The sequence below is a fragment of the Psychrobacter glaciei genome, from assembly GCF_014652895.1.
GTDB lineage: Bacteria > Pseudomonadota > Gammaproteobacteria > Pseudomonadales > Moraxellaceae > Psychrobacter > Psychrobacter glaciei.
Genome location: NZ_BMZR01000003.1, coordinates 376,307 through 390,031 on the forward strand (window position 1 = coordinate 376,307; position 13,725 = coordinate 390,031).

General features: G+C 42.7%; 14 protein-coding genes. 9 read left to right on the top strand and 5 right to left on the bottom strand.

Annotated elements, in window-relative coordinates; translation table 11 throughout:
• Positions 1-6 precede the first annotated feature (6 nt).
• Positions 7-696 carry a 1-pyrroline-5-carboxylate dehydrogenase gene (locus tag IE130_RS09145; protein ID WP_189584864.1) on the top strand — a complete coding sequence of 230 codons (690 nt, stop codon included), beginning with the start codon at positions 7-9 and terminating at the stop codon, positions 694-696.
• 142 nt (positions 697-838) lie between these two features.
• Here IE130_RS09145 and IE130_RS09150 read toward each other — a convergent pair whose 3' ends face one another.
• Entirely contained in the window at positions 839-2,011 is a 1,173-nt protein-coding gene (locus IE130_RS09150; protein WP_189584867.1) for a cupin domain-containing protein, read from the bottom strand.
• A gap of 167 nt (positions 2,012-2,178) precedes the next feature.
• On the opposite strand from IE130_RS09150, the gene IE130_RS09155 reads away from it, so the two are divergent.
• Positions 2,179-2,364 carry an NF038104 family lipoprotein gene (locus IE130_RS09155; RefSeq protein ID WP_010201200.1) on the top strand — a complete coding sequence of 62 codons (186 nt, stop codon included), beginning with the start codon at positions 2,179-2,181 and terminating at the stop codon, positions 2,362-2,364.
• Between the two features lie 32 nt (positions 2,365-2,396).
• Here IE130_RS09155 and IE130_RS09160 read toward each other — a convergent pair whose 3' ends face one another.
• From IE130_RS09160 to mnmA, 3 genes are all read right to left on the bottom strand, one after another.
• Complete coding sequence (locus IE130_RS09160; RefSeq protein ID WP_189584871.1) at positions 2,397-3,035, bottom strand: DUF2238 domain-containing protein; 639 nt, start codon at positions 3,033-3,035, stop codon at positions 2,397-2,399.
• Positions 3,036-3,075: 40 nt separating this feature from the next.
• A complete protein-coding gene (gene purB, locus IE130_RS09165) occupies positions 3,076-4,467 on the bottom strand; it encodes an adenylosuccinate lyase (protein WP_189584874.1) in 1,392 nt (463 codons plus the stop codon).
• A 68-nt stretch (positions 4,468-4,535) separates the two neighbouring features.
• The gene (gene mnmA / locus IE130_RS09170; RefSeq protein ID WP_373299663.1) at positions 4,536-5,753 is read right to left on the bottom strand and encodes a tRNA 2-thiouridine(34) synthase MnmA; all 1,218 of its coding nucleotides are present in this window, start codon (positions 5,751-5,753) and stop codon (positions 4,536-4,538) included.
• 277 nt (positions 5,754-6,030) lie between these two features.
• On the opposite strand from mnmA, the gene ispF reads away from it, so the two are divergent.
• From ispF to IE130_RS09205, 7 genes are all read left to right on the top strand, one after another.
• Entirely contained in the window at positions 6,031-6,522 is a 492-nt protein-coding gene (gene ispF / locus IE130_RS09175; protein ID WP_189584877.1) for a 2-C-methyl-D-erythritol 2,4-cyclodiphosphate synthase, read from the top strand.
• Positions 6,523-6,690: 168 nt separating this feature from the next.
• Positions 6,691-7,041 (top strand): Grx4 family monothiol glutaredoxin, encoded by a 351-nt coding sequence (gene grxD / locus IE130_RS09180; RefSeq protein ID WP_010201219.1) that lies wholly within the window; start codon positions 6,691-6,693, stop codon positions 7,039-7,041.
• A gap of 201 nt (positions 7,042-7,242) precedes the next feature.
• Positions 7,243-7,830, top strand: coding sequence for a hypothetical protein (locus tag IE130_RS09185; RefSeq protein ID WP_227676179.1), 588 nt, complete (start codon positions 7,243-7,245; stop codon positions 7,828-7,830).
• Positions 7,831-8,101: 271 nt separating this feature from the next.
• The gene (gene mnmG / locus IE130_RS09190; protein ID WP_189584880.1) at positions 8,102-9,997 is read left to right on the top strand and encodes a tRNA uridine-5-carboxymethylaminomethyl(34) synthesis enzyme MnmG; all 1,896 of its coding nucleotides are present in this window, start codon (positions 8,102-8,104) and stop codon (positions 9,995-9,997) included.
• Positions 9,998-10,220: 223 nt separating this feature from the next.
• Positions 10,221-11,180 carry an AEC family transporter gene (locus IE130_RS09195; RefSeq protein ID WP_189584882.1) on the top strand — a complete coding sequence of 320 codons (960 nt, stop codon included), beginning with the start codon at positions 10,221-10,223 and terminating at the stop codon, positions 11,178-11,180.
• Positions 11,181-11,345: 165 nt separating this feature from the next.
• A complete protein-coding gene (locus IE130_RS09200; RefSeq protein WP_189584897.1) occupies positions 11,346-12,245 on the top strand; it encodes a hypothetical protein in 900 nt (299 codons plus the stop codon).
• A 194-nt stretch (positions 12,246-12,439) separates the two neighbouring features.
• Positions 12,440-13,471, top strand: coding sequence for an ornithine cyclodeaminase family protein (locus tag IE130_RS09205; protein ID WP_189584900.1), 1,032 nt, complete (start codon positions 12,440-12,442; stop codon positions 13,469-13,471).
• A 99-nt stretch (positions 13,472-13,570) separates the two neighbouring features.
• Here the strand turns inward: IE130_RS09205 and IE130_RS09210 are convergent, their stop codons facing one another.
• Positions 13,571-13,717 carry a hypothetical protein gene (locus IE130_RS09210; protein ID WP_189584903.1) on the bottom strand — a complete coding sequence of 49 codons (147 nt, stop codon included), beginning with the start codon at positions 13,715-13,717 and terminating at the stop codon, positions 13,571-13,573.
• Between the last annotated feature and the right edge of the window lie 8 nt (positions 13,718-13,725).

Consider the following 13,725-nt stretch of genomic DNA (forward strand, 5'->3'; position numbering starts at 1 on the left):
AGCAACATGGCGACTGAATTTAAAAAAAATCATGCCCAGGTTTGTGAAGCTTGGCGATTACTTGGCGCAGTCAATCGTGCAACGTATCTACAAGCAGCCATCCCAAAACTGGCGCTGCTGACTGGTGATGTCAACAAGGCAAAGCGTCTATTCCATCATTTATTGAGCGCCGCGCCCAGTCTGGATGAAGTACAGCGTATGACGGGTGCAACGGGTGAGTCCAACGACTTATATGTCACTGGTCGTGGTAAGACGATGGTCATCGGCAGTGAGTCTGCGCGTGCAATGGCAGTACTTGGACAGCTAATCGCTGTATTATTGACGGGCAATGAAGTGATATTGCATTGTCCTAGTCAGGCTGAGATGTGTGATGAAGCAGCAAAAGTGCTTTATGACACTGGCATTAGCGATGATGTATTGAGTGTGGCTAATGATTCGCAAACAATCACGCTGTTATACATTGACCGTCTCGCGCAAGTTGCTGTTGCAGGTAATAACAGTGAAATACAGACAATCAGTCAAGAGCTTGCCAATACAGATGGTATTTTGACGCAAGTAATTGCTGTGACCGATATGGAAGGCATGTCAGAGATGCTAACGCCTGATTACCTCCATCGTTTTGTCACTGAGCGGGTAAGAACGATTAATACCACTGCTATTGGTGGTAATGCGAGCTTGCTTGAGCTTGGTACTTAGCCAAGGATTTAAGTAATGTCTGATGTCACAATAAAGACTCTAACTTAAAAAGTAATATGTATAAAAAAACCGATATCTGAATCAATCAGGTATCGGTTTTCTCATGTCTAGATAAGCCAATTACGTGCAACTTTATGCAAAGTTATTCAGCCGCGTCGATCCACACCCAGCCGTTCTCTAGCCATTCGCTCAAATCATCTGCATCAATGTCGGTGACATCTTGGCTATTTAGGTGTTCGCCATTCGCCAAACGTACCAATACAGCGCCTGCTGCCTCGTCAAGCCCGTCAATGCGCTGACCATTGGCGTATAGCGTAATGCCCTCACTAGTCTGGCTATAGAGTAGACGATTGCTATAGTCAGCTTGCAACGTGGCACCTTCTGCTAGAGCTTGTATCAACTCATCGGTGTCTAACGTCTCTTCTGGCATCAGTGCATCATACTGGCGCTTGCTGACGACTTCAGACACTGCTTGGCGAATGATATCATCACCACGCTCAGACTGTAGCATTTGTAATAGCTGATCTTTGATGGCATTAATGCTGCTCGCTTGCAATTCACCTGATGCTTGCAGCGCTTGTGGCAACAGCATTGGGATAAATAAATCGCTATCGTTGGTGGCGATATCAGCCAAGCTATCAATGATTTGCATCAAGTTTGGACGACGACAGCCAAAAGAGAAAGTCAGGCAATCATCTTGTGCGACACCAAAATGCGATAGTTTCGGCGGCACATAAAGCACGTCACCAGCTTCTAGTATTTCATCAAATATAATCTCGCCCATATCGTCAAACAATCGAATCGGCTCATCAGCGACGAACTCAGTATTTTTATCACAGAATTTACCCAGCTGCCAACGTCTAGACCCAAATCCTTGCGCTAAAAACACATCATAATCGTCATAATGTTTGCCGACTGAACCACCTTTTGGCGCATAAGAAACCATGATGTCATCACGTTGCCACTGCGGAATAAAGTCAAAGGCTTGCCACAATTGACCAAGTTCAGGTGACCATTGCTCCATGTTCTGCACCAATACCGTCCATTGATCTGGTAATTTATTAAAATCAGCTTCAGCCAGTGGGCTTTTTTTGAGTTGCCATTGCGCTTGACCTTCTTTTTTACTAGCTGCTTGGGTCAGCAGACGCGCGCTGGCGTCTTCTTCAAGGGCTAGACCAAGCATGTCGTCAGGTTCAAACATGCCAGCCAGTTGTGGTAAACCTTGCTTGATAAGCAAGGGTTTTTTTTGCCAATACTCGCTCAAAAATTGCTCAGGAGTAATGGCGTCGGGCAAACAAAGGGGAATTGAGGTCATTGATAAGTCCATATCTGAAAATGGGTGTAAGATTAATCGTGAGGAGTGCTTTATAGGAAGGTTTTAATAGTTTATGATTATCGCTTATCTGATAACCAGTCTTATTGACGTTAATTGCTACTTGTTAATGGCCAATATCAGAGCATCCCATCAATCGTAGGAAGTTTATGAAAAAATTACATTTTATCGTCATTATCGCTAGTATTTTTTTACTACAAGCCTGTGTACACAAGATAGTAACCGTACCAGCTAAAATCGCTTATAAAACCACTAAAGGTGTGGTTAAAGGTACCGTCGCTGTGGGTAAAGCCATCATACCGGGCGACAGTGATGACGACAAAAAAGATGATTAAATATTTTGATTATTATGTAGTTACTTTGATTGTTATTCAATAATCATTCGTTTATGACGGGTTTGAAATAGAGTAATCACCGCAGCAATCAGCCCACCGAGTAGTGCTAACGCCATGTCTTTGTGGGCATCCCAACTATCACCTTGCTGACCATTATAAGCCTCTGCCGCTTCTGGCGATAAAGTCGCTGCAATTCCCCATTCTAATAGCTCGTAAAGCAGGCTTGATGACATATTAATCATGAGTGCAATGGCTATCAAAAGTTTGATGGATGATATCTTAAAAATAAATTTTGAGCTCTCAACCATCGCACTGAATAGCAAAAGCCCATAGCTAAAATGTACGAGCCTGTCATACATATTACGCTGCCAACCAAACAAATCGTTTAAGCTGACACCAAATATGAGCTGTGTCCAATCATCATAGGGCACATATGAGTATAGATAACGTGCACCGATAATATGAATGAATAGAAACATCGAAGCGAGGACATAGGAGCGTGAGCTAATATGCCAGTAGCGATATGAGAACAGCATCAACTCTAAAAAAATCAAGGTACCCAACTGATGTAGTAGGTAGCTTGACCATTCTAGAGGCTCAATACTTGCCAGTACCATAACGATGAATACCGCCATAGTACTGACAACTACAGATTTAAAATTTCGCTGCATGTTGCCCGCTTATTTTTTGCTAGCTATTAATAGCAGCCAACTAAAGCTTGGCAATCCAATCTTTAATGGTAAGGGCTTGCTCAGTAGCATTACCAATATAAGTCGCTGGTGTCATGTCACGTAGGCGTGCTTTATCCGCATCGCTAACGGCAGACAACTCATCACTTTCAACAAACGTTAGCATGGCTTCGCGAGTCATGGCGTTACCACGGGTCAATGCTTTAAGCTTCTCATATGGGTTTTCCACACGATAGCGACGCATCACAGTTTGAATCGGCTCAGCCAATACTTCTTGTGCATTGTTTAAGTCGTCATTCAAACGCTGTGCATTTAATTCAAGTTTACCAACGCCTTTTAAACAAGCGTCAAAAGCGATCATGCTTTGTGCTAAACCAACACCGATATTACGCAATACGGTTGAATCTGATAGGTCACGCTGCATGCGTGAAATCGGTAGTTTCTCACCCAGATGTGCCAGCATAGCATTGGCAACACCCAAATTACCTTCAGAGTTTTCAAAATCAATCGGGTTGACTTTATGCGGCATGGTAGAAGAACCCACTTCGCCGTCTTTTAGACGCTGTTTAAAATAGCCTAAGCTGATATATTGCCAAATATCACGGTTAAAATCGATCAAGATGGTATTGAAGCGTCTTACTACATCAAACAACTCAGCGATGTAATCATGCGGCTCAATTTGCGTGGTGTAAGGATTAAAGGCTAGCTCTAAACGCTCATTAATAAATTGCTCAGCATGCGTTTGCCAATCAACATCAGGATAAGCTGAGAAGTGCGCATTGTAGTTACCAACCGCGCCATTGATTTTACCCAATAGCTCTACTTGGTTGATTTGTTTGATTTGACGGGCTAGGCGATAGGCCACGTTTGCCATTTCTTTACCAAGAGTTGTTGGGCTAGCGGTCTGACCATGGGTACGTGACAGCATAGGTTGGTCTGCATGAGTAATAGCCAAATCAATGATGCTATCGGTCACTTGTTGCATCCTAGCAACCACAATCTCGCGGCTGTCTTTGAGCATCAACGCATACGATAAGTTGTTAATATCTTCACTGGTACAAGCAAAGTGAATGAATTCTAGCGAATCAACCAAGGCCTCCTGACCACGGAATTTGTCTTTGATGAAGTACTCAACGGCTTTTACATCATGATTGGTCGTCGCTTCAATGTCTTTAATGGCTTGCGCATCTGCTTCACTAAAGTCATCAACGACTGCATTCAAAAAAGCATTGGTCTGGTCATCAAATGCTGCTAATTCACCAATTGCGCTGTTGTCAGCCAATGATTGCAACCAACGAATCTCAACGGTGACGCGAGCTTTGATTAGACCGAATTCAGACAAATAAGGGCGTAAACTGTCAGCTTTTGATGCGTAACGGCCATCAATCGGGGAGAGTGCGGTAAGTGGAGTCATGGTCATGCCTCATTGGTTATGAAAGTGAACGAAGTTAAAAAATATTAAAATACAAGAAAAAAATATGCTTAAAATCCGCAAGGCGCATCAATTGACGCAATCACGCCACCGCCTAAACAAACCTCATCAATATAAAAGACTGCTGATTGACCGGGAGTGACTGCGCGTTGTGGCTCGTCAAACACCACGCGGACATCACTTCCGTCAGTACTTGTCGCAAATACACGACACGCTTGATCTGGTTGGCGATAGCGTGCTTTTGCCATACAGCGTAAACCCTCTGTGGTAAACACTTCCGCAGGTGGTAGACCATCAACCCAATCCATTTTATAAGCGGTTAGCTCATTACTGAGCATCATTGGATGTTCGTGACCTTGACCGACAATCAAACGGTTTTTGTCTAGGTTTTTTGCCAATACAAACCAAGGTTCTTCAGGACGATCTTTGACACCGCCAATACCGATACCGCCACGTTGACCCAAGGTATAATACATCAAGCCATCATGAGTGCCGATGGTATGCCCATCGTCAGTCACGATATCGCCTTTTTGGGCAGGCAGGTATTGTTGTAAAAAGTCCTTAAAACGACGCTCACTGATGAAGCAGATACCTGTAGAGTCTTTCTTTTTGGCAGTCGCCAAATCATGCTCTTCTGCAATCTGACGTACGACAGGTTTTTCGAGCTCGCCAACTGGAAATAACGTCTTGGCAATTTTATCGCCACCAACCGCATGTAAGAAGTAACTTTGGTCTTTGTTATTATCCAAGCCACGTAATAGTTGCGCAACTTCTGTACCGTTGTCGTTTTTATAATTGACGCTGCGGCGCGTATAGTGACCAGTAGCGATGTAATCAGCACCAAGGGTCAAGGCATAGTCTAAGAACGCCTTAAACTTAATCTCTTTATTACATAAAATATCTGGATTGGGTGTACGTCCAGCTTTATATTCCGCTAAAAAGTGCTCAAAAACCCGATCCCAATATTCCATGGCAAAATTGGCAGTGTGCAGCTTCATACCAATTTTATCGCATACCGCTTGCGCATCGGCCAAATCGTCCATTGCTGTACAGTATTCGGTACCGTCATCTTCTTCCCAGTTTTTCATAAACAGACCCTCGACCTTAAAGCCTGCTTTCTGAAGCAAGACGGCCGATACGGAAGAGTCGACCCCGCCTGACATACCGACAATCACATGCTTGCTGCTAGGATTATCGATATCGGCAAGCGTCAAAGTACGCTGGGCGTTAAAAGAATCAGAAACGGGTATGCTTGAAGTATTTGGCATGACTGACATAGAGCGGCTCAACTTTTTATACCTTATCCAAATTTGAACGACTACTGAAATTAATGTAACCCCTAGGGTAACAGGCTTAGCGATTTGATAATCTCAGCTTATCTTTTGGACTTATCTCTTAGACTGGGTATTATGATAAAATAAGCGTCATATTATACCAGTTAATTAAAACTGGTGGCGAGCTAAGCGGTCTTACCGTCAGAAAATAGCTTTAAAAATTCAGATAGTGGTTTTCAATTATTTTAATCACGCTCAATTTGGAATAATAATGATAAAAATTGGTCAAGGTATCGACGTTCATGCTTTTCATAACAATGGTCAGCAGCAGCAATATGTCATCTTAGCTGGCGTGCCCATTGAGCATACCCACAGTTTGCTTGCACACTCTGATGGTGATGTAGTGCTACACGCCCTCGCGGATGCGCTGCTTGGCGCACTGGCACTTGGTGATATCGGTCAACATTTTCCTGATACCGATGCGGCGCATGCAGGCTTGGATTCACGAGTCTTGCTACGTTATGTCTATGGTAAAGTACAAGAAGCAGGGTATCGGTTAGGCAATGCTGATATAACCGTAATGTGCGAACGTCCAAAGCTGGCGCCGCACAGTCAGGCAATGCGTGACAATATCGCCAGTGACTTACATACTGATATTGGAAATATCAGCGTTAAGGCGACCACCACTGAAAAACTAGGCTTTACCGGTCGGCAAGAAGGCATCATGGCTAATGCCGTGGTATTATTAGTTCCTGTCATCTAACCTAACGTCATCGAACCTAGCTAGAGAGCGATTGACTAAAAGAATGATTGGCTGAACCGATATGTAGATTTTTCTTGTAATACTATGACGACTGCCCCATATCTTCATATAATTATTTTGTTATATAAATAACCGTTTTAATGAACCGCTTTATCAATAGGAGCTTTTATGAGTGAACAAACCCCAAATACTGCTGCAAACGATGTTGAACAATTGATCCGTGATCAAATCAAAGATAATAAAGTTATCTTATACATGAAAGGCACGCCGCAATTTCCACAATGTGGCTTTTCTGCTAAATCGATTGAGGTTCTTACTCAGATCGGTCGTCCGTTTGCCTTTGTAAATATTTTAGAAAATCCAGAAATTCGTGCAACGTTGCCAAAAGTTGCCAATTGGCCAACGTTCCCTCAGTTATGGATTGACGGTGAATTGATGGGCGGATCAGATATCATTTTGCAGATGTATCAATCAGGTGAGCTTAAGCCGTTGGTTGAAGCAAACAGCCCTGCTGCCTAATATTTAAGCGCTTTTATTGGACTGTGTTAATGTCTAAATAATCGTCGCATAATAATGACGCACAGCGAATCCGAGTAGCCTCTCTTAACAGATTGGACTGGCTGCTCGGGTTTTTTATTGTCTATGCAATTGATTGTTTTTATAGGTTTTAACCCCATATAGTGTTCAAGATAAACCCAGTTTACATAATAAGAGAGACTTATGAATACTAAATCAAATAATAATGAACTCACTGAACCACAAGCTGCTGATCAAGAAAATGACCAAAAAAATAAGCAGCAAGAAGCCGCCGAGCAAGCTGCGATTGAAAAGCGCCGTGACTACTTAAAAAGTGAATCGACACGCATTACAGAAATTGCAGGTAACGAGCCAAATTCAGCACTCAAATGTATTCATCAGCTTAGTGTGGCAGGCGGCGCGACAGAAGCGACGTATATTGCTATCGAACAACGTGTCGTTGCGGATCAAGATACCGCGGGTGCTTACCATCTAGCTTTGATGGCACAAAACACGCCAGATCTACCGATTGATGCCCGTCAGCTTATTGAGCTGGTTGTCAATAAAGGGGATAACGATCAGCGCTTGGCACTACTTAAGAACTTACCACTGCCGCCAGTAGATATGATTAAAGAACAGATTTTAGCCAGTGACGATGGTGATGCCATTGGTTTGATGAATGCCTATTTACAGATCAATCCAGAGGGTTATGGTAGCCATCATATGCTGGGTAGTGGTCAGGCAGATCGTATTGTACCGCTGAGTCCTGGTAACAGCTTAGACCTGAAGTAATCATGATAATTTAGCATTTGTGAGAAAGTGCTCATGGGTTAAAGGGTACTGAGAAAGCTTAATTTCAATAGTTTTTGCAGTAACGTTTTTTAAGCATCAAAAAATTGTTATAATGATGGGTTATCTATTAAGCTCCTTTTTTTCTAAAGGTCTTTAGCGATTTACCTTATCCGTTCTTAAAATACGATTGACGCCTATTCATCACGCGACAAGTTAGGGTTAATAACCCATAACTTGTCGCCAGAAATATCGTCATTCAAGCGAGGCATGCATGCAATATCCAAAACATTACGACGTGGTAGTTATCGGTGGCGGTCATGCCGGTACGGAAGCTGCCTTGGCAGCCGCACGTATGGGCGCGCAGACCTTGCTGTTGACGCATAATATTGAAACGCTCGGGCAGATGAGCTGTAATCCAGCGATTGGCGGAATTGGTAAATCGCATTTGGTACGTGAGATTGATGCGTTGGGCGGTGCCATGGCGCTAGCAACTGATAAAGCGGGTATTCAGTTTCGCGTATTGAACAGCCGTAAAGGTGCTGCCGTACGCGCGACACGTGCGCAAGCGGATCGTATTTTGTACAAAGCTGCCATCCGTCATACATTAGAGAACCAGCCCAACCTAGATTTATTTCAGCAAGGCGCTGATGATATTTTGGTAGAAAATGGTCGTGCAACGGCGGTTGTCAGCTCGACAGGCATTATCTTTAAGACTGAAACAGTGGTTTTGACTTCAGGCACCTTCTTAGGCGGTGTTATTCACATCGGACTTGAAAACTCAAAGGGTGGACGCGCAGGAGATCAACCATCTATCAAGCTGGCTGACCGTTTACGTGAATTAAAATTGCCAGTAGGTCGTCTAAAAACAGGAACACCAGCGCGTATCGATGCGCGTAGCGTTGATTTTAGTGTGATGACCGTACAGCCGGGTGATACACCGCTACCAGTCATGAGCTATATGGGTGATGTGTCTATGCATCCAGAGCAGGTCAACTGCTATATCACGCATACCAATGCGCGCACCCATGACATCATCCGTGAGAATTTAGACCGCTCACCGATGTTCTCTGGCAAAATCGAAGGCGTGGGTCCACGTTATTGCCCATCGATTGAAGACAAAATCCATCGTTTTGCAGATAAAGACAGCCATCAAATCTTTATCGAGCCAGAAGGTCTGACCACGCACGAGCTATATCCAAATGGTATCTCGACCAGCTTGCCGTTTGATGTGCAGTTAGACTTTATTCATAGTATGAAAGGGTTAGAAAACGCGCATATTACTCGCCCAGGTTATGCGATTGAATATGATTACTTTGATCCACAAAACCTAAAGCCAACGCTTGAGACCAAGTCTATCGATCGTTTGTACTTCGCGGGTCAAATTAACGGAACGACTGGCTATGAAGAAGCGGGCGTGCAGGGTCTACTAGCAGGTACTAATGCGGCACTCGTCACCACTAATAATAGTGAGTTTGAGACGTGGACACCGCGCCGCGATGAAGCGTATCTTGGTGTGCTTGTTGATGATTTGATTACCCATGGTACGACTGAGCCATATCGTATGTTTACGAGCCGCGCAGAATATCGCCTACTGCTACGTGAAGACAACGCGGATCAACGCTTAACTGAGACGGGTCGTAAGCTTGGCTTGGTAGATGATGTGCGCTGGCAGGCTTATCAAGAAAAAGTGGAAGCGATTACGACAGAGACTTCACGTCTAAAAGACATGTGGGCAACACCTGCCAATGCGCTAGGTAAACAAGTCACTGAGCAAACTGGTGAAGTGCTCTCTAAAGAATCGACAGCCTTTGATTTGCTTAAGCGTCCGCAGATTCACTTTGCTGATATTGCTGCTATTACAGACTCAAAAGTCGACACACAAGTGGGTGAGCAGATAGAGATTTCTGTCAAATACGCAGGTTACATTGATCGTCAGCAAGAAGACATCGATCAAATGAAGCGTCTAGAGAATACTGCACTGCCACTAGACTTTGATTACAGTGTGGTATCAGGATTATCAAATGAGATTGTGCAAAAGCTCACGCAAGTTCGTCCTGCCACGCTGGCTCAAGCTGGACGTGTGAGCGGCGTTACGCCTGCTGCCATACAGCTCTTGGCAATGACGGTCAAAAAGCACAAAAAAGCGAAAGCGGCTTTGGGCTCTTAAACTTAGCACAATCACGCATATAGAGTACAAAAAAGCCCGTGATAATACGTTATCACGGGTTTTTATTTGTCAAAAATACAGTGGCCATTAAAAGAAAACGACACAACCTTGTTTTACAGGCTACTTTGTCTCTATACTGGGTCAGAAAGTTTCGTTATTACTTGTTAATTTATCTCGTTGATGTCCATATTATGATGGGCTTGTCATCGAATTGAGCCTATTTATGATTGATGCTATTGTCTTTGCCATTACTATTGTCCTGCCCAACCTTGCCTTGATGTGGTTGGGTTTTTTTATGCAAAGACGTGGTGAGGCGAGCCAGACGTTTATTGACCAAGCATCGAGCTTTGTCTTTAATTACTGTTTGCCGTGTTTGCTTTTTTTTAGCGTTGTCGATAGTGATGTCGATTACAGCAAACAAATCACGCTGATAGCGGCTGGTATTTTGGTGACATTTATTTTGTTTATTGGTGCAGAGATTTACGCCAAATATTTTGTGAGCAAACCGGCTGATCAAGGGGTGTTTGTACAAGGCATATTTCGGAGCAATATGGCCATTATTGGACTGGCAACGGTGGCTAATGCCTATGGGGAGCGGGGCTTAAGCATCGGTGCAGTCTATATGGGTGTGGTCACGATATTGTTTAATATCTTAGCAGTTATAACCCTCAGTCGTGTGTCTAAAAGTGTGGATGATACGTGGGTTAGTCGCAGTACCATGATTGTCAAAAAGCTGTTTACCAACCCATTGATCATCGCATTAGTAGCGGCATTTGCTTATAAGGCATTACCGCTACCACCTATTACAGGTGTGATTCATACGACTGGTGATTTACTCGCCGCGGTGGCATTGCCGTTAGCGTTGATTTGCGCCGGTGCCAGTATTGATTTGAAGTCAATGTTGCACCCTTCTGGATTGTCCATGCAGGCCAGTATCGGTCGTATTGTCATTGCGCCATTGATTGCCATCGCTATTGGATTGGGTTTTGGTCTATCAGGTGTGCATATGGGTGTATTGTTTTTGATGGCAGCAGCACCCACAGCTGCCGCCAGCTACGTAATGGCAAAAGCCATGGGTGGTAATGATGTGTTAGCGGCGAATATCTTAGCTTTTACCACTGTCGTAGGCATGTTTGGAATGGCGATTGGCGCGGCAATATTACGTGGTATAGGTCTTATTTGAACTATATCATCCTTAATTACATGGGAACCTAATTGACTCTAATTTAGTATTAATGAAATTTAGTCAGGTTTTTATTGAAATATTTAAATCTGTGATGTATTGTTACCTAAAATTACTATCTATAACAATATAAAGACACTGTTGAGTCTAACTTCAGGTAACTAAATGCTATTTATTATATTAAAGAATTTAATTGCTGTTGCTTGTGTTTATGCCGCTTATAAAGTTTCCAAGAATTTCTTTAATGATAACCAAAAATTGTTGCGTATTATAGTTGCTTTTATACTGACGATCGTTTTTTTTGGTATTACGAATGGAATACTTAATTTAATAACGCCAAGCGTTAATGTTGAAAAGCAACTACAAAAAGAAAAGATATTTGTTACCTTGAAGCAAAAATATCCTAAAGAGTACCAGTCGATAGTTGAAGAGGTTAAGCTTGAATCAAAAATAAATAAACTCAATGAAAGTGAAGTTGTTTTATCTGCTGATCAACTATTAGCTCCTTTAGCCTTAAAGCTTGTTATCGATGCAAGTGATAACTCTCGTTATAAATTCACTAAATCCTATTCTCAAACAATCAGTCTGCTCAAAAATAAGGGTGGAACTTTATGCTACGACATGATGCATAATCAAGATGACATTACCCATGCTGAGATGAATATAGTAGATGAAGTGTTTACAGAAAGTGGTATGCAAGAGGCTGTTTTGACTATTATTAACGACAATAAAATAGGCAAAGCAGTCGCTTCTCAAAGAGATATGGATAAAATGGAGAAGAAAATATTTAAACAATTAATGAGAAAACATGGTGAAGATATAACGTTACTCATAAATCCGAAAAATGCTGTATCAGTTGAAGATAAACAAACAGTTTGTCAGATAGTTATTGATCTGTATGGGCTAATGAATGACCCTAATAGCAAAGTAAAAATGGCAGTACTACGACGAAATATGCAAAGTATGTCGCCCAGCATGACTAGCCTAAACACGAAAAATAGTAGTACAAAAATCGCGGCACCAGTGCTCACGCCAGAGCCAGAAATGGCGGCACCTGCATTTTAATTGATTATAAATTACGTATGACTATCTTTGCTTTTAATTAATTTTGTTGTGAATTTTGAAAATGCTGCTATTGTCTTGCCTGATAGATAAAGGCATTATAAGACGTACATGGGTATTGTATAAATGGATGTAAAAATAACTCTATAATAAATACAAATATAAGTTCATAAATTAAATAAGCAAGGAGCGTTCAAGTGCAATTATTAAATCAAGCGGTAGTGACCGAACATCTCAATATGCAAGCTGCGATTGAGGCGATTGAAAGCTTATTAACTCAGCAAGCAGCACATCCTAATTGGGTTAAAGCACCTGAGCGCTTGGTTATTGAGACCTTTAGTGAAGATAAGAATCACAGCTCAGGCTCGCATCTATCAATGCCAGCGACTATTTATGATGGTGATCAAGAGTACACCACGGTGAAGCTAGTCACCATTTGCCCTGATAATCCCAGTCGTAATATGCCAACGACCACTGCTATCGTCACCGTCTCCAACAATGATACGGGTGAGATATTAGCGATTATGGATGGCATTTATATTACGCAAGTGCGTACGGCCGCCTTATCAGGTATCGCAACCAAATACATGGCAAAGTCTGATTGCCAAAGTGTGGCGGTTGTCGGTTGTGGCGGTATGGCTTATGAGCAGCTGCATGCTGTAATGACAGTGCGCCCTGATATTAAAAAAGTATATTTATGGAACAGAAACAATGAAGGTGCTGAGCAATTTAAGACTAAATTTGCTCGTGATTATGCGCAGTGGGACGTTGAGATTCAGGTTTGCAAAGAGATCGGTGAAGCTATCCGTGATGCCGATATTATCAACGTAGCGACTCGCGCAACCGAAGGTTTATTTGGCATCGAACAAATTAAATCTGATGCACATATCAATGCCGTTGGTGCTTATCAGCCCTCGATGAAAGAGATTAGCAATGATGTGGTAGCAGGTAGTAATATGGTCGTCGTGGATGATTTGGCTGGTAGTCGTCACGAGGCTGGCGATTTGATTCAAGCGCATGATGCTTCTGACTGCGCATGGACATGGGATGACCTTAGTGGCGACTTACAAGCGCTGGTAACAGGCGAGCTAAAAGAAGATACGACTAAGTCTAAAAAAGGCATCACCCTATTTAAATCAGTAGGTGCCGCCAGTTTCGATGCGGCAGTCGCTCTGTATATTGCCAAGCAGGCTGTGCAAAAAAATATCGGCTCATTAGTTAATTGGTAATACTGTTTATCACAGAACAATTGGCAAAAGTGCTACACCTTAATCAGCAATAAATAAACCCCCTTTTCAAATAAGAAAAGGGGGCTTTTGACATTAGCTTTAGTTATCTCTATCGCGTTTATCTTCACGGCGCTGCTTGCGTTTTGGACTGGTACGATACGTTAAATACCCACCAACGACCATAACAGCGATGAACGCTATAATGTACAAAAATATTGACGAACCAATAAAGGCAGACGGTTCCATAACCATAA